The organism is Rathayibacter sp. VKM Ac-2759 (assembly GCF_009834225.1).
Classification (GTDB): Bacteria; Actinomycetota; Actinomycetes; order Actinomycetales; family Microbacteriaceae; genus Rathayibacter.
On the sequence record NZ_CP047176.1, the window covers coordinates 1,660,848 to 1,681,059 of the forward strand.

Consider the following 20,212-nt stretch of genomic DNA (forward strand, 5'->3'; position numbering starts at 1 on the left):
GTCGGGGCCGCTCCGTGCGGTGTGGGAGGCTGGAGGGCATGACGCGCGAGGACTCAGGCGGCGGCCCCGTGCCCCCGCGCCCGCACTTCGACCCCGCGCTCGGCGACGGCTGGGTCGAGATCGGCGACGGACGGCGCTTCTGGGGACGCTTCGGCGCGGCGGGCCTGCTCCTGCGCGACCCGGCGGGCCGCGTCCTGCTGCAGCACCGGGTCAGCTGGAGCCACTTCGGCGACACCTGGGGGCTCCCGGGCGGCGCCCGGCACCCGGAGGAGACCGCCTTCGAGGCGGCGCTGCGCGAGTCGGCGGAGGAGGCAGGGGTCCCGCCCCGGCTGGTGCTCCCGGTGCTGTCCAGCGTCGTGACCATCGGCCCGTGGAGCTACACCACCGTCGTCGCCTCGGCCGTCGAGCACTTCGAGCCGCGGATCATGGACGCCGAGAGCAACGAGCTGCGCTGGGTCGCCCCGGACGAGGTCGACGCGCTGCCGCTGCACCCGGGCTTCGGCGCGTCCTGGGCGGGCCTGCGCGGGCTCGACTCCGCGATGCCCGTGCTCGTCGTCGATGCCGCGAACGTCGTCGGCTCGCGACCCGACGGATGGTGGCGCGATCGCCCGGGAGCCGCCCGGCGCCTCCTCGAGGGCCTCGGCCGCCTCGCCGCCCTCGGCCTCCCCGGCGACCTCGTGGGGCTCGAGGCGCACACCGTCTGGCCGCGCCTCGTCGTGGTCCTCGAGGGCGAGGCGCGAGCGGCGGACGCTGCCGGCGCCGTCGCCTCCGCTCCGCAGGGCCGCCTGGTCGTCGAGACGGCCGCCGGCTCCGGTGACGACGCGATCGTCGACGTGGTCGCCGCGCTCGGCCCGCTCGCCCGCGTCGTCACCGCCGACCGCGGCCTGATCGCGCGCGTGCAGGAGCTCGGCGCCTCCGCCGTGGGCCCGCGCACTCTGCTCGACCTGCTCGACCGCGGGGAATAGCCCGCGTCGCGGCCCGGTTGCATCCTCCATGGCCACGACCACGATGACTCTCGACACCCACGACCAGACCGTCTCCGACGGCATCGTCCTGATCGACTTCTGGGCCGCCTGGTGCGGTCCGTGCCGTCAGTTCGCCCCCGTCTTCGAGGCGTCGAGCGAGAAGAACGCCGACGTCACCTTCGCGAAGGTCGACACGGAGGACCAGCAGCAGCTCGCCGCGAGCTACGGCATCTCCTCGATCCCGACCCTCGTCGTCTACCGCGACGGCATCCCCCTGATGGCCCAGCCCGGCGCGCTGCCGGCCCCGGCCCTCGACAGCCTGATCGAGCAGGTCCGCGGCCTCGACATGGACGAGGTCCGCAAGCAGTACGACGAGGCGAAGGCCGCGCAGGAGTCCGGCGCCCCGCAGACCTTCGACGACGGCGCGCAGATCTGACGCTGATCCCGACACGACGGAACCCCCGGCAGCCGCACTGGCCGCCGGGGGTTCCGTCGTTCGAGGGCTCCGATCAGCCCGTGTTCTGAAGGCCCGCCGCAACGCCGTTGACGGCCAGCAGCAGCAGCCGCTGGTTCTGCTCGGTGCCCGATCCGCCCGGGTCCGTGCGCAGCGCGCGCAGGGCGCGCAGCTGCAGCAGCGAGAGCGCGTTGACGTACGGGGTCCGGAGGCGCACGGCCCGGCCGAGCACCCGGTGGCCGGTCAGCAGGCTCTCCTCGCCGGTGATGGAGAGCACCCAGCGGCGGGTGAGCTCCATCTCCTCGAGCACGAGGTCGGCGAGATCGCGGCGCTCGTCCAGTGCCAGGTAGCGGCGCGCGATGCCCTCGTCGGTCTTCGCCAGCGACATCTCGACGTTGTCGATCATCGTCGTGAACAGCGGCCACGAGGCGTAGGCGTCCCTCAGCACGTCCAGGTCGCCCACGGCCTCGAGCGCGCTGCCGAGGCCGAACCAGCCCGTGAGGTTCACGCGAGCCTGCGTCCACGCGAAGACCCACGGGATCGCCCGCAGATCCTCGAGCGACTCGACCGAGAGACCGCGGCGCGCGGGGCGGGAGCCCAGGGCGAGGAGCCCGACCTCCTCCTGGGGCGTCACGCGAGCGAACCACGGAGCGAAGCCGGGGGCCTTCACGAGGTCGAAGAAGCGGCGGCGCGATTCGCGGTCCATCGTCGCCGCGACGTCCTCGAAGCGCTCGGCGGCCGACGCGTTCCGCTCGCCCACCGAGGGGGAGGAGGCGAGGAGCGTCGCCCCCGCCACCTGCTCGATGTGCCGCGTCGCGATGTCCGGGTTGCCGTAGCGGGCGAAGATGACCTCGCCCTGCTCGGTGAGCTTGAAGCGGCCGTCGACCGATCCGGGCGGCTGCGCGAGCACTGCTCGGTTCGCCGGCCCGCCGCCGCGGCCGAGGGCGCCGCCGCGGCCGTGGAACAGCGTCAGCACGATGCCCTCGTCGTCGGCCCACTTCGCGATGCGCGCCTGCGCGTCGTAGAGGGCGAGCGTCGCCGAGACCGGTCCGACGTCCTTCGACGAGTCGGAGTAGCCGAGCATCACCTCGAGCCGGTTGCCGGTCGCCTCCAGGCGCGCCCGCACCTGGGGGAGGCGGATCATCTCGGCGAGGATGTCGACCGAGGCGTCGAGGTCGGCGAAGGTCTCGAACAGGGGGATCGCGTCGATGATCGGCGGGTGCCCGTCGGTCGCCGCCTCGGCGAGCTCGAACACCGTGCGGAGGTCGTCGGCCGACTGCGTGAACGAGACGATGTAGCGCCGCGCGGCGTCCGTGCCGAAGCGCTCCTGCACCGTCGCGATCGCGCGGTACACCGCGAGGACCTCGGCGCTGCGCTCGTCGAGCTCGCCGCCGGCGCGCACCGCCGCGAGGGTCTCTCGGTGCACCTGCGAGTGCTGGCGCACCTCGATCTCGGCGAGGTGGAAGCCGAAGGTCTCGACCTGCCAGACGAAGTTCTGCAGGTCGCCGTAGGCCGAGCGCACGTCCCCGGCCTCGACCAGCGACTCCTGGAGCGTCCGCAGATCGGCGAGCAGCTCGGCGGCCGAGCCGTACGCCAGCGCTCCACCGGAGCGGGTCGCCGCGAGCCGGTCGGCGGCGAAGAGCAGCACGCGCCGGTGCGTCTCGCTCGGCGAGCGCTCGGCGATCACCGAGGCGAGGTGCGCGTCGCGCGCGGTGCACGCGTCCCACAGCGCGAGGGCCTCGGCCGAGGGCGGAGTGGTCGCCGCGTCGAGGGTGAGCGCGCGGCCCACGCGGCGGGCGACCCGTTCCAGGCCGATCAGCACGTGCTCGGAGGCGATGTCGACGGCCTCGAGGGTGGTCGCGGCGGTCACGAAGGGGTTGCCGTCGCGGTCGCCGCCGATCCAGGTGCCCATGCGCACGAAGGCCGGTGCGATCGGCGCCCGCGTCCCGGAGGCGTCGCCCAGCAGTGCGTCGTCGAGGCGGCGGTACACGCGCGGCAGGACCGAGAACAGCGACTCGTCGAAGACGCTCATCGCCGTGCGGACCTCGTCCAGCGGCGACGGCTTCGACTCCCGCAGCGGCGCGGTGCGCCAGAGCGTGTCGACCTCGGCGAGGAGCCGGCGGCGGTTCTCGAGGAGGACCACGCCCCCGGTGCGCGGGTCGTCGCGCTGCTCGAGCAGGGCGCTGATCCGGCGGATCGTCGAGGCGATCGCCCGGCGGCGCGCCTCCGTCGGGTGCGCGGTGAGCACGGGGCGGAACTCGAGGCGCGAGAGGCGCGCGAACGCCTCGTCCTCGCCGAGCTCCTGGGTGAGCCGCGCCATCGAGGCGGTGATCGAGTCCTCGGGCGACTGCGCACCCGCCTCGGCCTCGCGGCGGCGGAGGACCCGCACGCGGTGGAACTCCTCCGCCACGTTCACGAGGTGGAAGTAGCAGGTGAAGGCCCGCGCCACCTCCTCGGCGCGCTCGAGCGAGAGCGCGGCGACGAACTCCTCCGCCGTCGCCATGTCCTCGGGCGCCGCGCTGTCGTACGCGCCGATCGTCAGCGCGCGCAGGCGCTCGACGTCGTCGTAGAGCGAGGGATCGCCCGACTCCCGGAGGACCTGGCCGAGCAGCTCGCCCAGCAGGTGGACGTCGCCGCGGATGCGGTCGTCCATCGGGGGAGCGACGGTTCCGTCGGCGGAGGGGGCGGGTGCTGCGGTCGCGTCTGGCGCGTCGGAGTACGGAGGCACCCGACAGACTTTAGCGATGCCGTGTATCGGGCGGATGACAGGCCCGTCATCGACCGTCCCTCGGGCCGCCCGGCCCTCCCGGCGAGCGGACCTGGGATGATCGAGAGGTGACCGTGACTCCTGCACCTCCCGCACCCGCCGTCCAGACCGAGCAGGCGGCGCCCCACGTGGTCGTCCTGTTCGGAGCGGTCGGCGATCTGGCCCGGCGCAAGCTCATCCCGGGCATGGCGCACCTGGCGCTGTCCTCGCTCGCGCCCGACCTCCAGATCGTCGGCACCTCGCTCGAGGAGCACGACGACGAGTCCTTCCGCGCCTTCGCGAAGCTCGCCTACGACGAGTTCGGCAGCCGCTCGCTGACCCCCGCGCAGTGGGACGAGTTCGCCTCGAAGCTGCGCTACGTCCCGCAGTCGGCGGGCCCCGCCGCGCTGGCCGAGGCCGTCACCGAGGCCGAGAAGGTCCTCGGCCCGGACGTCAGCCGCCTGCACTACCTCAGCGTCCCGCCGAAGGCCGCGCTGTCCGTGGTCCGGATGCTCGCCGAGGCGGGCCTGGTCGAGCGCTCGCGGATCATCATGGAGAAGCCCTTCGGCGTCGACCTCGAGAGCGCCGTGATCCTCAACGCCGAGCTGCACGAGACGTTCGACGAGGAGCAGATCTTCCGGATCGATCACTTCCTCGGCAAGGAGCCGGCGCAGAACATCCTCGCCTTCCGCTTCGCGAACGGCCTGTTCGAGCCGATCTGGAACCGCAACTTCATCGACCACGTCCAGATCGACATCCCCGAGAAGCTCACCCTCGACCGCCGGGCCGAGTTCTACGAGTCCACCGGCGCCTACAAGGACATGGTCGTCACCCACCTCTTCCAGGTGCTCGCGTTCATGGCGATGGAGCCGCCGACGGCGCTCGAGCCGAAGGCGATCAGCGAGGAGAAGAACAAGGTCTTCCGCTCGATGCGGCTGCTGAACCCCGAGAACGTGGTGCGCGGGCAGTACATCGGCTACCGCGAGGAGCCGGGAGTCGCGCCCGACTCCGAGACCGACACCTTCGTCGCCCTCAAGTGCGAGATCGACAACTGGCGCTGGGCGGGCGTGCCCTTCTACCTGCGCACGGGCAAGCGCATGGCGGAGGGGCAGCGCATCATCTCGATCGCGTTCCGCGAGCCTCCGAAGAGCATGTTCCCGCAGGGCTCGGGAGTCGGCGCCCACGGACCGGACCACCTCACGTTCGACCTGGCCGACGCCTCCAAGGTCTCGCTCTCGTTTTACGGCAAGCGGCCGGGGCCGGGGATGCGCCTCGACAAGCTGAGCATGCAGTTCGCCCTGCAGGAGACCGATCGCGCCGGCGACGCCCTCGAGGCGTACGAGCGCCTGATCCTCGACGCGATGCGCGGAGACCACACGCTCTTCACCACGGCCGAGGGCATCGAGCGCCTGTGGGAGGTGTCGGCGCCGCTGCTGCAGGACCCGCCGCCCGTCCGCCTCTACGCCCCCGGCTCCTGGGGCCCGAACGCCATCCACCAGCTGATCGCCCCGCACGCCTGGCGCCTCCCCTTCGAGCGCGTCTGGCGCGACAAGCGCTGACCGCGCCCCGCCTAGGCTGACGGCATGGTGCGCGCGGGCGAGGATCGGATCTGGACGGTCCCCAACGTCCTGAGCATGGTGCGCCTCGCACTGGTGCCGGTGTTCCTGGTGCTCGTCGTGCAGGGCGAGGACGCGCTGGCGCTGGTCACTCTCGTCGTCTCGAGTCTCACCGACTACCTCGACGGCTGGATCGCGCGCCGGTTCGACCAGATGACGCGCCTGGGCCGCATCCTCGACCCGGCCGCCGACCGGCTCTACATCTTCGCTACCGTCATCGGCCTGGCGTTCCGCGACCTCGTGCCCTGGTGGCTCGTGGCGGTGCTCGTGGCGCGCGACCTGCTGCTGGTCGTGCTCGCCGTGATCCTCGCGAACCACGGGTACGGCCCGCTGCCGGTGCATCACCTGGGCAAGTTCGCGACCTTCTGCCTCTTCTACGCCCTGCCGCTGATCATGCTGGGCCAGGCGTTCCCCGCGATCGCCGCGGCGTCGATGCCGATCGCCTGGGCGTTCGCACTGTGGGGAGCGTTCCTCTACTGGTGGGCGGGAATCGTCTACGCCGTGCAGACCCGGGATCTGATCCGCGGCGCCGGGAGCGCGATTCCGGCGTCCGAGGGCCCCTCCGATTCGGATACGCTGGACAGGTAGGAGGTACGTCTTGGTCGAGCCCGTGCGTGGAGCATCATCCGCCGAACCGCTGAAGTCCGAGTCCGTCGAGCCGTCGACCGACACGACTCTCACGTTCACCGACGACATCGGTGCGCAGCTCGCTGCGCTCGACAACCGCGCGTCCCGAGAGGAGGCGGAGGCGGTCGGCGCCCTCCCGTCCGGATCGGCGCTCCTGGTCGTCCGCCGGGGTCCCAACACCGGTGCGCGGTTCCTGCTCGACATCGACTCGACGACCGTCGGCCGTCACCCCGATGCGGGCATCTTCCTCGATGACGTCACCGTCTCGCGCCGTCACGCGGAGTTCGTCCGCCGCGGCACCTCGTTCGAGGTCCGCGACCTCGGCTCGCTCAACGGCACCTACTTCGACGGGGTCCGGATCGAGTCCGCGATCCTGACCGACGGCTCCGAGGTCCAGGTCGGCAAGTTCCGCCTCACCTTCTACGCGTCCCGCGCCGACCTCGTCGCCGCTCCGGACGCGTAGACCGTGGGTCGTTCCACCGCGCGGGCCCTCCCGTCCGGCTCGACTGCCCTCCTCGGCATCGGTCAGGTCCTCGCCCGGCTGACGACCGAGTTCCCCGACGTCACGCCGTCGAAGCTGCGCTTCCTCGAGGAGCAGGGACTCGTCTCGCCGGCGCGCACCGACTCCGGCTACCGCAAGTTCTCCTCGGCCGACGTCGAGCGGCTGCGGATGATCCTCGCGCTGCAGCGCGACCACTACCTGCCGCTCAAGGTGATCCGCGCCTACCTCGACGACGTCGACGCCGGCCGCGAGCCCTCGCTCCCCGCGGGGGTCGGCGGCGCGCCCGCGTCGCTGCTCGCCCCCGCCACCCGTCTCACCCGCGAGCGGCTCGCGGCCGAGTCCGGCGCGAGCAGCTCCCTCGTGCAGGAGGCGATCGCGGTCGGCCTCGTGCGCGGAGGCGAGTTCTTCGGCGAGGAGGCGGTCACGACCCTCCGAGCGCTCGTCGAGCTCGGACGCTCGGGCGTCGAGCCCCGGCACCTGCGCCCTCTGCGCGTCGCGGTCGAGCGCGAGATGTCCCTGATCGAGAGCGTCGTCGCCTCGAGCGCTCGGCGGCAGGACGCCTCCGGATCCGTCGGCGCCGCCGAGACCGCGATGGCGCTCGCCTCGCAGCTCGGCACCATCCGCGGCGCCATGGTGCGCAGCGCCCTCTCCCGGCTCTCGCGCTCGTGAGGCGCGCCGGGCGCTCGGTCGGCGCGGGATCCGCGCGACACGCCACCTCCGTGGACCGGATGTCGTTTACTCGGCACCCGGCGGTGGGTACCTTAGGGAGCGCGTTCGGAGGATCCGGCGATCGGAACCGAGAGGCAACGGAATGAGAGAAGTCAGCCGCGACACCAGCGGCCAGCGCGACCTCGTCCTGTTCACCGACGGTCTGCCCGACCTCGACGCCCACGCCGGCTACCGCGGTGCCGTCGCGGCTCGTGCCGCCGGCATCACCTACCGCCAGCTCGACTACTGGGCCCGCACCGAGCTCGTCGCCCCCACCGTCCGCGGGGCATCCGGCTCCGGCACGCAGCGGCTGTACGGCTTCCGCGACATCCTGGTGCTGAAGCTCGTCAAGCGCCTGCTCGACACCGGCATCTCGCTCCAGCAGATCCGCACCGCGGTCAACCAGCTCCGCGAGTCGGGAGTCGACGACCTCGCGCAGACGACGCTCATGAGCGACGGCGCGAGCGTCTACCTCTGCACGTCGAACGACGAGGTCATCGACCTCCTCAGCCGCGGCCAGGGCGTCTTCGGCATCGCCGTCGGCAAGGTCCTCCGCGAGGTCGAGTCGAGCCTCGTCGACCTCGATCACCAGACGCTCGACCCGATGGACGAGCTCGCGCAGCGCCGGGCCTCCCGCAAGGTCGGCTGACCGCACCCTCCTGCCCGCCCGCAGGAGGACGTCGATCTTGATGCACCCGTTGCGCGGGCTGGTCGATCAGAGGGCCGCAACGCCTGTTGCACGCCTCCCGGTCCAGCAGCCACCGCGGGCGGCGCATCGATCCCGCCGTCGTCAGCACGCCGGCGACCGGTCGGCGCGTCGCTCACCGAACGACAGCGGCGCCGCGGCTCCCGCCGCGACGCCGCCCGATGCCGTGCGTGCTACTTGGCCGCGGGGACCTGCTCGCCGATGCGGCCGGTGCGGATGACGCGGTCGAGCAGCAGGTCGAAGTTGTGCGCCATCTCCTGCGCGCTCTCGCCCGGCCAGACGTGCACGGGCTTCGCGGCGCCCTGCGCCTGCTGCAGCGACGTGCGCTCCGGCAGCTGGGGGCTGAGCACGAGCGGTCCGAACATGTCGCGCAGCTCCTTGATCCGGAACTGGTGCTCGAGCGACTGCACGCGGGCGCGGTTGACGATGATGCCGAGGGGCTGGAGGCGCGGGCTGAGTCCGCGGCGGATCTCCTCGATCGCGCGGAGGGCCCGGTCGGCGGCCGCGACCGAGAAGAGTCCCGGCTCCGTGACGACGGCGACGCGGTCGCTGGCCGCCCACGCGGTGCGGGTGAGCGCGTTGAGCGACGGGGCGCAGTCGATGAGGACGAGGTCGTAGTCGGCCTCGACGCTCGCGAGCGCCTCCTCGAGCTTCCAGATGTCGCGGATGCTGGGGTGCGGTCCGTCGAAGTTGATCGCCGACGGGCTCCCGATCAGCACGTCGATCGTGCCGTGGTGCTCCTTCGTCCAGCCGGAGGGGGCGATCGCCGAGCGGACGATCTTCTCCTTGGGGGAGGTCAGGACGTCCGCGATGTTGAGGTGCCCGGCGACGTTGATGTCCATCCCGGTCGACACATCGGACTGTGGATCGAGGTCGACGACCAGCGTTCGCAGACCCTTCGAGAACGCCGCGGAGGCGAGGCCGAGGGTCACCGTCGTCTTGCCGACGCCGCCCTTGAGGGAGCTCACGCTGAGTACATGCATGGCTGACTACTTTACGTTCACTAGGGTGGAGAACCTAACCGTTCCCTGCGTGCCCACCCGGCCCGGGATGCGGAGGCGGGAATCGCACGGTCGCGACTCCGGCTCCCTCGTCGCCCGCGGAGGACCCACCCGAAGGACTGCCATGTTCTCGAAGATCCTTGTGGCCAACCGCGGCGAGATCGCGATCCGGGCGTTCCGCGCCGCCTACGAGCTCGGCGCCCGCACGGTGGCGGTGTACCCCTACGAGGACCGCAACTCGATGCACCGGCTGAAGGCCGATGAGGCGTACCAGATCGGCGAGCGGGGGCACCCGGTGCGCGCGTACCTCGATGTCGCCGAGATCGTCCGGGTCGCCCGCGAGAGCGGTGCCGACGCGATCTACCCGGGCTACGGCTTCCTCTCCGAGAACCCCGAGCTCGCGCGCGCCGCCGCCGATGCCGGCATCGCCTTCATCGGCCCGCCCGCGCGGGTGCTCGAGATGGCGGGCAACAAGGTCACCGCCAAGGAGCACGCGACGGCGGCCGGCGTCCCCGTCCTCCGCTCGACCCCTGCCTCGCGCGACATCGACGAGCTGATCGCGGGCGCCGAGGCGATCGGCTTCCCGATCTTCGCCAAGGCCGTCGCGGGCGGCGGGGGACGCGGCATGCGGAGGGTCGGCACCGCCGAGGAGCTGCGTCCCGCGCTCGAGGCGGCGATGCGCGAGGCCGACAGCGCCTTCGGCGACCCGACCATGTTCCTCGAGCAGGCGGTGGTCCGGCCCCGCCACATCGAGGTGCAGATCCTGGCCGACGGGACGGGCGAGACCGTCCACCTGTTCGAGCGCGACTGCTCGGTGCAGCGGCGGCACCAGAAGGTGGTCGAGATCGCGCCGGCGCCGAACCTCGACGAGGCGACGCGGCAGGCGATGTACCGCGACGCGATCGCCTTCGCGCGCTCGATCGGCTACGAGAACGCGGGGACGGTGGAGTTCCTCCTCGACACCGCGGGGGAGCGGGCGGGGGAGCACGTCTTCATCGAGATGAACCCGCGGATCCAGGTCGAGCACACGGTGACGGAGGAGGTCACCGACGTCGATCTCGTGGCCAGCCAGATGCGCATCGCCTCGGGGCAGACGCTCGCCGAGCTCGGGCTCACCCAGGGGGAGCTGCGACTGCACGGAGCGGCGCTCCAGTGCCGGATCACCACCGAGGACCCGGCAGCGGGCTTCCGTCCCGACACCGGCAAGATCACCACCTACCGCTCGCCGGGTGGCGGCGGCATCCGCCTCGACGGCGGCACCATCAACCCCGGCGCGCAGATCAGCCCGCACTTCGACTCGATGCTGGCCAAGCTGACCTGCCGCGGTCGCGACTTCCCGGCCGCGGTCGGCCGCGCCAAGCGCGCGCTGGCCGAGTTCCGCATCCGCGGCGTGTCGACGAACATCCCGTTCCTGCAGGCGGTGCTCGATGATCCGGCGTTCGCGGCGGGCGATCTCAGCACCTCCTTCATCGACGAGCGCCCCGGCCTGCTCGCGGGCCGCGAGTCGCGCGACCGCGGCACGAAGCTGCTGACCTGGCTCGCCGAGGTGACGGTCAACCAGCCCAACGGGGCACGGCCGTCCGGCCTCGCGCCGGTCGAGAAGCTGCCGGCGGTCGACACCGCGGCACCCGCTCCGGAGGGATCGCGCCAGCGCCTGCTCGAGCTCGGCCCGCGCGGGTTCGCCTCCGCCCTCCGCGCGCAGACCGCCCTGGCGGTCACCGACACGACCTTCCGCGACGCGCATCAGTCGCTGCTCGCGACGCGGGTGCGCTCGCGCGACCTGATCGCGGTCGCACCGGCGGTCGCGCGCCTCACTCCCGGGCTGCTCTCGGTCGAGGCGTGGGGAGGCGCGACCTACGACGTCGCCCTGCGCTTCCTCGGCGAGGACCCCTGGGAGCGCCTGGCCTCCCTGCGCGAGGCGCTCCCGAACGTCGCGATCCAGATGCTGCTGCGCGGGCGCAACACGGTGGGCTACACGCCGTACCCGACCGAGGTGACCGACGCCTTCGTCCGCGAGGCGGCCGGCACCGGGGTCGACGTCTTCCGCATCTTCGACGCCCTCAACGACGTGTCGCAGATGCGGCCGGCGATCGACGCCGTCCTCGCCACCGGCAGCACGGTCGCCGAGGTCGCGCTCTGCTACACCGGCGATCTGCTGGACCCCGCCGAGGACCTCTACACGCTCGACTACTACCTGCGGCTCGCCGAGCAGATCGTCGAGGCCGGAGCGCACATCCTCGCCGTCAAGGACATGGCCGGGCTCCTCCGCCCCTACGCCGCGTCGACTCTCGTCGCGGCGCTGCGCGAGCGGTTCGACCTCCCGGTGCACGTGCACACGCACGACACCCCCGGCGGTCAGCTGGCGACCCTCCTCGCCGCGGCGGAGGCCGGAGCCGACGCGGTCGACGCCGCCTCCGCCCCGATGGCGGGCACCACCAGTCAGCCGTCGCTGTCGGCGCTCGTCGCCGCCCTCGCGCACACGCCCCGCGACACCGGGCTGAGCCTCGCCGCCGTCTCGGACCTCGAGCCCTACTGGGAGGCCGTCCGCGCGCTGTACCGCCCCTTCGAGTCCGGGCTGCCCGGACCGACCGGCCGCGTGTACCGGCACGAGATCCCGGGAGGACAGCTCTCGAACCTGCGCCAGCAGGCGATCGCGCTCGGCCTCGCCGACCGCTTCGAGGTCGTCGAGGACCTTTACGCCGCGGCCGACCGGATCCTCGGCCGGGTGCCGAAGGTCACCCCGTCGTCGAAGGTCGTGGGCGATCTGGCCCTGCACCTGGCGGCGGTGGACGCCGATCCGGCCGACTTCGCCGAGAACCCGCAGAACTACGACATCCCCGACTCGGTGGTCGGCTTCATGGCGGGCGAGCTCGGCGAGCTGCCCGGCGGCTGGCCGGAGCCGTTCCGGTCGCGCGTGCTCGAGGGTCGCGACGTCCGGATCGGCGTCACCGCGGTGTCGGACGAGGACGGAGCGGTGCTCGCGGGCGAGGACTCGGCCGCCCGTCGCGCGACGCTGAACCGGCTGCTCTTCCCCGGCCCGGCGAAGCAGTTCGACCAGGTGCGCGAGACCTACGGGGACGTCTCCGCGCTCGGCACCGCCGACTACCTCTACGGGCTGCGCCAGGGCGAGGAGCACGTCGTCGAGATCGCCCGGGGCGTGCGGCTGTTCGTCGGCCTCGAGGCGATCGGCGACGCCGACGACCGGGGCATGCGCACGGTGATGACGACCCTCAACGGTCAGCTCCGCCCCGTGTTCGTCCGTGATGCGACCATCACCGTCGACACGGTCAGCGCAGAGCGCGCCGACCGCGCCGACCCCGGCCAGGTCGCGGCCCCGTTCGCCGGAGTGGTGACGCTGAAGGTGGCGGTCGGCGACCGGATCGAGGCGGGCGCGGCGGTCGCCACGATCGAGGCGATGAAGATGGAGGCGGCGATCACCTGCTCCGTCGGCGGAGTCGTGAGGCGCCTCGCCGTGCCGCTCACCCAGCAGGTGGATGCGGGCGACCTGCTGGTGGTCGTCGAGCCGTCCTAGCGCGTGGTGGACGAGAGAACGCCGAGGCGGGCACGGTCGACCGGACCGGGCGGAGCACGCGAGATCGTGCTCGACACGTCCTAGCAGGACTCCTTGGCCGGGCTCCAGCCCACGGGCCCGCCAGGAGGCCCTCGGTAGACTGACCCCAAGCGGAAGGAGGCTCGTTCGCATGGATGAGCGCAACGACGAACAGCCCGACACCGACACCGGCCCCACGCCCCGTACCGCGCTCGACGCGGCCCGGGAGTCGGCGCAGTACGTGCCGCGGGCGAGCGACACCGCTCCGACGCGCATCCCGGACGGCATCCGCCTCGATCCGCCGCCGATGCGGCGGTCGAGCGCACCCGCTCCCGTCGAGGACGAGTCGATCGACGTCGGCACGCTCGGCATCCCGTCGACCCGGCCGGTGGACGTCGCTCCCGCTCCTGCGGACGCGTCCGGCGCCATCCGCCCGGTCTCGGCCGGCTACCCGTCGCGCGACGACGTCTCGGTCCTGCCGGAGGACACGGGGGAGCGTCCGAGGGGCCGCGGCGAGAACCGCGAGTCCGAGCCCGCCGACACCGAGACCGCCCGGGGCGAGACGCGGCGCGACCGGCTGCGGGCCGAGCACGGCGCCGCGGGATCCGGCGCGCCGGAATCGTCCTCGATGCTCACCCCCGACCGCCTCCTCGAGGTCAACCGCAAGACCCGGCCGGCGCCGACCGGAGGCTGGAACCGCTTCGTCTACGGCCTCACCTTCCACGCCGTCAACCTCGGCGACTCCGCCAAGGTGCAGGCCTACAAGGCTCTCGACGAGCGGATCGGCCGCCAGTTCGAGGGCGGGACCCGCTTCGTCCCGGTGATGACGCGCAAGGGCGGGGTCGGCAAGACCACCGTCACGACCCTCCTCGGCATGGCCCTCGCCGACGCGCGCGAGGACCGCATCATCGCGGTCGACGCCAACCCCGACCGCGGCACGCTCGCCGAGCGCGTGCCGAAGCAGACCCGCTCGACCGTCCGCGACGTGGTGAACCGCGCCTCCGGAGTCACCGGGTTCACCGACTTCTCGACCATGGTGTCGCGCGACGAGACCCGTCTCGACGTGCTCGCCTCCGACACCGACCCGCAGCTGTCCGAGGCGTTCGACGAGGACGACTACAACGTCGTCGCCGATCTCGTCGAGCGCTTCTACTCGATCATGCTCACCGACTGCGGGACGGGGATCGTGCACTCGGTCATGCGCCCCACGCTGCAGCGCGCCGACACCGTGGTGATCGTCTCCGGCGGCAGCATCGACGAGGCCCGGCTCGCCTCCGAGACTCTGACCTGGCTGGACGCCAACGGCCACGGCGACCTGGTCAAGAACGCCGTCGTCGCGCTCAACACGGCGACCGACAGCGCCAGCCTCGTCAAGCTCGAGGAGATCGAGTCGCACTTCCGGTCGAGGGTGCGCGACATCGTCCGCATACCCTACGACCCCGTGCTGGCCGCCGGCTCCGTCGTGAAGTGGCAGCAGCTGCGCCCGGCGACCAAGGACGCGGCGCGCCGTCTCGCCGCGCTCGTCGTCGAGGGCATGCCGGTCCGTCGTGCCTGAGGTCCTCGACTCCCGCGGAGTCGAGGCCGACGGGATCGACGCCCCGCGCTCGTTCGACCTGATCGTCATCGGTGCGGGATCGGGCAACTCGATCGTCGGGCCCGAGTTCGCCGGCCGGCGGGTCGCCCTCCTCGACGACGGCGAGTGGTTCGGCGGCACCTGCCTCAACGCGGGCTGCATCCCGACCAAGATGTTCGTGCACGTCGCCGACGTGGTGACCGATGTCGACCAGGCCGATCCGATCGGGCTGCACGCCTCGGTCGCCCGCCCGAGCTGGCCCGAGGTGCGCGACCGCGTCTTCGGGCGCACCGACTCGATCAGCGAGGGCGGCCTCGACTACCGCGCGCACCGCTCCGAGAACGTCACCCTCTACCGAGAGAGCTTCGGCTTCGAGTCCCTCGGCGACGGCACGACGCCGCACGTGCTCGCGAGCGCGAGCGGCACCCGCATCAGCGCGCCGACCGTCGTCGTCGCCGCGGGCTCCCGCCCCCGCCCGCTCCTGGCCGCCTACGATCCCGACCCGCGGATCCACGACTCCTCGTCGATCATGCGGATCGGCGAGCTCCCGCGGCGGATGGTGATCCTCGGAGGCGGTGCCGTCGCCGTCGAGTTCGCCCACGTGTTCGCGGCGTTCGGCACCGCGGTGACGATCGCCGTGCGGAGCGACCGCCTCCTCCGCGCGCTCGACGAGGACATCGCCCGGCGCTTCACCGCGCTGGCGCGCGAGCGCTGGGACGTGCGCACCGGAGTCTCGGCCTCGGGCATCGACGCGGTGGGCGACTCCCTCGTGGTCGCCTTCGACGACGGATCGAGCGTCGAGACGGACGTCGTGCTGGTCGCCCTCGGACGCGAGCCCAACAGCGACACCGTGGCGGCGGCCTCCGTCGGCATCGACCTGCACGACGACGGCCGCATCGCGGTCGACACCGAGCAGCGGGTGCTCTCGGGAGGGCGGCCTGTGCCCGGGATCTTCGCCCTCGGCGACGTCTCGTCCGAGTGGCAGCTCAAGCACGTCGCGAACCACGAGGCCAGGATCGTCGCGCACAACCTGCTGCACCCCGCCGAGCTGCTCTCGAACACGCTCTCGCCCGTCCCGTCCGCGATCTTCGCCCACCCGCAGCTCGCCTACTTCGGCATGACGGCGGCGGAGGCGGCGGAGGCGGGTGTCGAGGCCGTCTCGGTCACGCAGGAGTACGGCTCCACCGCTTACGGCTGGGCCCTCGAGGACGACTCGAGCGTGTGCACCCTCGTCGTCGGTCTCGACGGCGCACTGCTCGGCGCCCACCTGATGGGGCCGCAGGCGAGTATCCTCATTCAGCCGCTCGTCCAGGCCGCCAGCGCCGGGGTCGGCATCCGCGGACTCGCCCGCAGCCAGTACTGGCCGCACCCCGCGGCGAGCGAAGTCATCGAGAACGCCCTCCTGTCGGCGGAGGAGGCCCTGAGGGAGCGCACCACATGACCGAACGCCAGATCCGACTCTTCGGGGACCCGGTGCTCAAGACCGTCTCCGACCCGATCGGAGCGATCGACGACGGCATCCGCGGCCTGGTCGAGGACCTCGTCGACAGCGTCCGGCCCGACGGCCGCGCCGGCGTCGCCGCTCCCCAGATCGGCGTCAACCTCCGCGCGTTCAGCTACAACGTCGACGGCGTCATCGGCTACATCCTCAACCCCGAGATCGTCGAGCTCAGCGGAGAACCGCAGCCCGTCGACGAGGGCTGCCTCTCCGTCCCCAACCTCTGGTACCCCGCGATCCGCTACCCGCACGCCAAGGTGCGCGGGACCGACCTCGACGGCAACGAGATCGTCCTCGAGGGCGACGGCCTGATGGCCCAGGCCCTCCAGCACGAGTGCGACCACCTCGACGGCCGCCTCTACCTGGACCGCCTCTCCAAGGAGGACCGCCGGGCCGCGATGAAGTCCGTCAGGGCCCAGCCCTGGTTCTGAGTCCGCATGCCTTCTTCTGAGCCGGAGGCCGGCTCAGCGCGGCGCCGCCCCCGGACGTCGGGAGCCCACGCCGCACCTATCGGAGCGAGATGCCTTCGGTAGCCGGCGCCGCCGAGTACACCGCCGCGATGGTGTCCGCGTAGTCGGCGAGGATCACGCTGCGCTTGATGCTCATCTTCGGGGTGAGGTGTCCGCTCGCCTCGGTGAACTCGGTGGGCAGGATGACGAACTTGCGGATCGACTCCGCGCGGGACACGGTCGCGTTGGCGGCGTCGACGGCGCGCTGCACCTCGGCGAGGACCGCCGGGTTCACGGCCGCGTCCTCGAGCGAGAGGCTCGAGCTCTGTCCGTTGTTGCCGAGCCACGTCGGCAGCATCTCGGGGTCGAGAGTGATCAGCGCGGCGATGAACGGCCGCTGGTCGCCCACGACGACGACCTGCCCCACGAGCGGGTTCGCGCGGATCGGATCCTCGAGGGCGGCCGGGGCGACGTTCTTGCCGCCGGCGGTGACGATGATCTCCTTCTTGCGCCCGGTGACGCGGAGATAGCCGTCCTCGTCGAGCGTCCCGAGGTCGCCGGTGCGGAACCACTCGCCGTCGAAGGCCTCGGCCGTCGCCGCCTCGTTGTTCCAGTAGCCACCGAACACGTCGATCCCGCGCACCTGGATCTCGCCGTCGTCCGCGATGCGGATCGACACTCCGGGCATCGCCGGGCCGACGGTGCCGATCTTGAAGCGCTCGGTGCGGTTGACGCTCGCGGGCGCCGTGGTCTCGGTGAGGCCGTAGCCCTCGAGGATCTTGATCCCGAGGCTGTGGAAGAAGTGGCCCAGGCGGTCGCCCAGCGGAGCGGATCCCGACACGGCGAAGCGCACGTTGCCGCCCATCGCCGTCCGCAGCTTCGAGTAGACGAGACGGTCGAAGAGGAGGAACTGCAGCTTGAGCGCGAGCGGGACCGATCCGGCCTCCACCGCGATCGAGTGGGCCACGGCGACATCGGCCGCCCGCCGGAAGATCTTGCCCTTGCCACCCGCCTCGGCCTTCTGCTCGGCGGAGTTGTACACCTTCTCGAAGACCCGCGGCACGGCCAGGAGGAAGGTCGGCTTGAACGATCCGAGCGAGGGCAGCAGCTGCTTGGTGTCGGCCTGGTGCCCGACCTTCACTCCGCCGTGCACGCAGAGGATCGAGATGAAGCGGGCGAAGACGTGGGCCGTCGTGATGAAGAGCAGCGTGGAGGCGCCGGGCTGGTGGATCAGCTCGGTCAGCGCGACCGCCGAGTTCCGGCTCAGCTCGACGAAGTTCGAGTGGCGGATGATGCAGCCCTTGGGGCGGCCGGTGGACCCGGAGGTGTAGATGATCGTCGCGATGTCGGAGCCCGTGGCGAGCGAGCGTCGGCGCTCGATCTCGGCGTCCGGGACGTCGACTCCGCGCCGCGCGAGCTTGTCGAGGTCGCCCAGTCCGATCTGCCAGGCGGTCCGCACCTCGGGCAGGTCGGCGCGGACCTCGTCGAAGCGGGCGAAGTGGTCGGCCGTCTCGACGATGACGGCGTGGGCTCCGGAGTCGGCCAGGTTCCACTGCACCTGCGCGGGGGAGGAGGTCTCGTAGACCGGCACCAGGACGCCGCCCGCGAACCAGACGGCGAAGTCGATCAGCGTCCACTCGTACCGGGTCTTGCAGATCAGCCCGATCTTCTCGCCCGGCTCGATGCCCGAGGCGACGAAGCCCTTGGCGAGCGCGACCACCTGGTCGAGGAACTGCTGAGCGGTGACATCGCGCCAGCCGTCGCCGTCGGGGAGGGCGAAGAGGGGGCGGTCCGGACTCTCGCGCACGCGGTCGAGCAGCAGCGCCGTCGTGTTCGCATGCGGGTCTGCGGCCACCACGAGGGGGGAATCGAACTGTTCCACGGCAACTCCTTCGTAACCTGAACGAACGTCGGCTCCAGCCTACCTGCGGAGCCGAAGCTGTACATCCACTCAGGCTGTGCGTCACGGTCGCGCTCGTGGACGGCGGCGGCCCTGCTCCTCCGACACGATCACCCGACCGCTTCGGGGCGTCACCCGGTCACTACACTCGTTGTGGTCGCCGAACGAGGCGGATCGACGGCGCTCCGGCGTCGACGGGGCGAGGGAAGGGCGGTTCGCGTGCACGCGATCGGTATCGACATCGGCGGCACGAAGATCGCGGGAGCGCTCGTCGACGAGTTCGGGGGGATCCTCCGGGAGGACCGCCAGCCGACGCCCGCCGGTCATCCCGAGCTCATCGTCGACGTGGTGGTCGAGATGGTCGAGCGACTGCGCGAGGGTCTGCCGGCCGGCGACGTCGCGGCCGTCGGTGTCGCGGCCGCCGGCTTCATCGACGCCTCGCAGTCGATCGTCTACTACGCCCCCAACATCAACTGGCGCAACGAGCCGTTCCGCGAGAAGCTCTCGGCCCGGATCGACCTGCCGATCATCATCGAGAACGACGCGAACGCGGCCGGGTGGGCCGAGTTCCGCTACGGCTCCGGCCGCCTCGTCAGCGACATGCTCATGCTGACCATCGGCACCGGGGTCGGCGGCGCGATCGTCATCAACGACCGCCTCCTGCGCGGCGGCTTCGGCGCCGCCGCCGAGATCGGCCACATGCGGGTCGTCCCCGGCGGCCTGCCGTGCGGCTGCGGCGCCCGCGGCTGCATCGAGCAGTACGGCTCCGGGCGGGCCCTGCAGCGCTTCGCCGGCGAGCTGGCCGACGCCGGCGGCATCGGGCAGGGCATCGCCGACGCGCGCACCCGCAACGGCGGCACGCTCGACGGCCGCGTCATCTCGGAGCTCATCACGAGCGGCGACCTCGGGGCCCTCGCGGCGCTGCGCCAGCTCGGCCACTGGCTCGGCGAGGCCGCGGCCAGCCTGAGTGCCGTGCTCGACCCCCAGATGTTCGTGATCGGAGGCGGAGTCGCGCAGGCGGGCGACCTCCTGCTCGACCCGATCCGTCAGGCCTATCTCGACAACCTGCCCGCCCGGGGCTACCACCCCGAGCCGGAGTTCCGGATCGCGGAGCTGGTGAACGACGCAGGCGTCGTGGGGGCGGCCGACCTGGCCCGCCTGCACGCCAGCACCCTCTGAGCGCCGCTCGAGATGCTGCACCGACAGATTCGCTGAGGAGTCGACCGTTGTTCTACTGGTTCATGAAGCACATCGTCGCGGGACCCCTCCTGAAGACGATCTTCCGCCCCTGGGTGGTCGGCGCCGACCGCGTCCCGCCGACGGGAGGCGTGATCCTCGCGAGCAACCACCTCTCGTTCATCGACTCCGTCTTCCTGCCACTGGTGATCGAGCGCAACATGGTGTTCCTCGCCAAGAGCGACTACTTCACCGGCAGGGGCCTCAAGGGCTGGGCGACGAAGATGTTCTTCACGGCGACGGGGATGCTGCCGATCGACCGCTCGGGCGGCAAGGCGTCGGAGGCGTCGCTCAACACGGGCCTGCGCGTCCTCTCGCGCGGCGAGGCGCTCGGCATCTACCCGGAGGGCACCCGCAGTCCCGACGGGCGCATGTACCGCGGCCGCACCGGAGTCGCCCGCATGGTCCTCGAGGCGCGGGTCCCCGTGATCCCCGTCGCGATGATCGACACCGCGCGGATCATGCCCATCGGCAGCCGCCTCCCCAAGCTCGGCCGCATCGGGATCGTCTTCGGCGAGCCGCTCGACTTCAGCCGCTTCGAGGGCATGGAGGGCGACCGGTTCATCCTGCGCTCGATCACCGACGAGATCATGTACGAGCTGCTCGCCCTCAGCGGTCAGGAGTACCTCGACGTCTACGCCACGTCGGTCAAGGAGAAGCGCGCGGCGCTCACCCGCTGAG

Annotated in this window: 16 protein-coding genes; 13 read left to right on the top strand and 3 right to left on the bottom strand. The window is 72.0% G+C overall.

Annotated features, from left to right (window positions below; translation table 11 throughout):
• The first annotated feature begins 38 nt into the window (after positions 1 to 38).
• On the top strand, positions 39 to 965 hold the full coding sequence (locus GSU68_RS07640) for an NUDIX hydrolase (RefSeq protein WP_159906980.1): 927 nt from the start codon (positions 39 to 41) through the stop codon (positions 963 to 965).
• 28 nt (positions 966 to 993) lie between these two features.
• Complete coding sequence (gene trxA, locus GSU68_RS07645) at positions 994 to 1,401, top strand: thioredoxin (protein ID WP_159906982.1); 408 nt, start codon at positions 994 to 996, stop codon at positions 1,399 to 1,401.
• Positions 1,402 to 1,474: 73 nt separating this feature from the next.
• On the opposite strand, the gene GSU68_RS07650 is transcribed toward trxA, so the two are convergent.
• Positions 1,475 to 4,072 carry a phosphoenolpyruvate carboxylase gene (locus GSU68_RS07650; protein ID WP_159910181.1) on the bottom strand — a complete coding sequence of 866 codons (2,598 nt, stop codon included), beginning with the start codon at positions 4,070 to 4,072 and terminating at the stop codon, positions 1,475 to 1,477.
• 188 nt (positions 4,073 to 4,260) lie between these two features.
• Here GSU68_RS07650 and zwf point away from each other — a divergent pair, with 188 nt between their 5' ends.
• The 5 genes from zwf (at position 4,261) to GSU68_RS07675 (ending at position 8,267) form a co-directional block, all read left to right on the top strand.
• Entirely contained in the window at positions 4,261 to 5,724 is a 1,464-nt protein-coding gene (gene zwf / locus GSU68_RS07655; protein WP_159910182.1) for a glucose-6-phosphate dehydrogenase, read from the top strand.
• A 24-nt stretch (positions 5,725 to 5,748) separates the two neighbouring features.
• Positions 5,749 to 6,369: a CDP-alcohol phosphatidyltransferase family protein gene (locus GSU68_RS07660; protein ID WP_159906984.1), complete on the top strand. Its 621-nt coding sequence runs from the start codon at positions 5,749 to 5,751 to the stop codon at positions 6,367 to 6,369.
• A 49-nt stretch (positions 6,370 to 6,418) separates the two neighbouring features.
• Entirely contained in the window at positions 6,419 to 6,871 is a 453-nt protein-coding gene (locus tag GSU68_RS07665; protein WP_244259470.1) for an FHA domain-containing protein, read from the top strand.
• Positions 6,872 to 6,874: 3 nt separating this feature from the next.
• Positions 6,875 to 7,579: a MerR family transcriptional regulator gene (locus GSU68_RS07670; RefSeq protein WP_159906986.1), complete on the top strand. Its 705-nt coding sequence runs from the start codon at positions 6,875 to 6,877 to the stop codon at positions 7,577 to 7,579.
• A gap of 142 nt (positions 7,580 to 7,721) precedes the next feature.
• Positions 7,722 to 8,267 carry a MerR family transcriptional regulator gene (locus tag GSU68_RS07675; protein ID WP_159906988.1) on the top strand — a complete coding sequence of 182 codons (546 nt, stop codon included), beginning with the start codon at positions 7,722 to 7,724 and terminating at the stop codon, positions 8,265 to 8,267.
• A gap of 230 nt (positions 8,268 to 8,497) precedes the next feature.
• Here GSU68_RS07675 and GSU68_RS07680 read toward each other — a convergent pair whose 3' ends face one another.
• Positions 8,498 to 9,307, bottom strand: a complete 810-nt coding sequence (locus GSU68_RS07680; protein ID WP_097166986.1) for a ParA family protein — start codon at positions 9,305 to 9,307, stop codon at positions 8,498 to 8,500.
• A gap of 142 nt (positions 9,308 to 9,449) precedes the next feature.
• Between GSU68_RS07680 and GSU68_RS07685 the strand changes: the two genes are divergently transcribed.
• From GSU68_RS07685 to def, 4 genes are all read left to right on the top strand, one after another.
• Positions 9,450 to 12,857: a pyruvate carboxylase gene (locus GSU68_RS07685; protein ID WP_159906990.1), complete on the top strand. Its 3,408-nt coding sequence runs from the start codon at positions 9,450 to 9,452 to the stop codon at positions 12,855 to 12,857.
• Positions 12,858 to 13,026: 169 nt separating this feature from the next.
• Positions 13,027 to 14,430, top strand: coding sequence for a MinD/ParA family protein (locus GSU68_RS07690; RefSeq protein ID WP_244259427.1), 1,404 nt, complete (start codon positions 13,027 to 13,029; stop codon positions 14,428 to 14,430).
• Positions 14,423 to 15,889, top strand: coding sequence for a mycothione reductase (locus GSU68_RS07695; protein WP_244259428.1), 1,467 nt, complete (start codon positions 14,423 to 14,425; stop codon positions 15,887 to 15,889). Before GSU68_RS07690 ends, GSU68_RS07695 begins: the two co-directional genes overlap by 8 nt.
• Complete coding sequence (gene def / locus GSU68_RS07700) at positions 15,886 to 16,377, top strand: peptide deformylase (RefSeq protein WP_159906992.1); 492 nt, start codon at positions 15,886 to 15,888, stop codon at positions 16,375 to 16,377. Before GSU68_RS07695 ends, def begins: the two co-directional genes overlap by 4 nt.
• 76 nt (positions 16,378 to 16,453) lie before the next feature.
• Here def and GSU68_RS07705 read toward each other — a convergent pair whose 3' ends face one another.
• Positions 16,454 to 18,277 (bottom strand): AMP-dependent synthetase/ligase, encoded by a 1,824-nt coding sequence (locus tag GSU68_RS07705; RefSeq protein WP_159906994.1) that lies wholly within the window; start codon positions 18,275 to 18,277, stop codon positions 16,454 to 16,456.
• 237 nt (positions 18,278 to 18,514) lie between these two features.
• Here GSU68_RS07705 and GSU68_RS07710 point away from each other — a divergent pair, with 237 nt between their 5' ends.
• Positions 18,515 to 19,474 (top strand): ROK family glucokinase, encoded by a 960-nt coding sequence (locus GSU68_RS07710; protein WP_159907006.1) that lies wholly within the window; start codon positions 18,515 to 18,517, stop codon positions 19,472 to 19,474.
• Positions 19,475 to 19,521: 47 nt separating this feature from the next.
• Positions 19,522 to 20,211 carry a lysophospholipid acyltransferase family protein gene (locus tag GSU68_RS07715; RefSeq protein WP_159907008.1) on the top strand — a complete coding sequence of 230 codons (690 nt, stop codon included), beginning with the start codon at positions 19,522 to 19,524 and terminating at the stop codon, positions 20,209 to 20,211.
• Position 20,212 lies beyond the last annotated feature (1 nt).

Excerpts from the sequence above, each read along its gene's own strand:
- trxA (WP_159906982.1), top strand. The coding sequence starts at position 994 with ATGGCCACGACCACGATGACTCTCGACACCCACGACCAGACCGTCTCC.
- GSU68_RS07690 (WP_244259427.1), top strand. The coding sequence starts at position 13,027 with ATGGATGAGCGCAACGACGAACAGCCCGACACCGACACCGGCCCCACG.
- GSU68_RS07675 (WP_159906988.1), top strand. The coding sequence starts at position 7,722 with ATGAGAGAAGTCAGCCGCGACACCAGCGGCCAGCGCGACCTCGTCCTG.
- GSU68_RS07640 (WP_159906980.1), top strand. The coding sequence starts at position 39 with ATGACGCGCGAGGACTCAGGCGGCGGCCCCGTGCCCCCGCGCCCGCAC.
- GSU68_RS07660 (WP_159906984.1), top strand. The coding sequence starts at position 5,749 with ATGGTGCGCGCGGGCGAGGATCGGATCTGGACGGTCCCCAACGTCCTG.
- GSU68_RS07680 (WP_097166986.1), bottom strand. The coding sequence starts at position 9,307 with ATGCATGTACTCAGCGTGAGCTCCCTCAAGGGCGGCGTCGGCAAGACG.
- GSU68_RS07685 (WP_159906990.1), top strand. The coding sequence starts at position 9,450 with ATGTTCTCGAAGATCCTTGTGGCCAACCGCGGCGAGATCGCGATCCGG.
- def (WP_159906992.1), top strand. The coding sequence starts at position 15,886 with ATGACCGAACGCCAGATCCGACTCTTCGGGGACCCGGTGCTCAAGACC.
- GSU68_RS07650 (WP_159910181.1), bottom strand. The coding sequence starts at position 4,072 with ATGGACGACCGCATCCGCGGCGACGTCCACCTGCTGGGCGAGCTGCTC.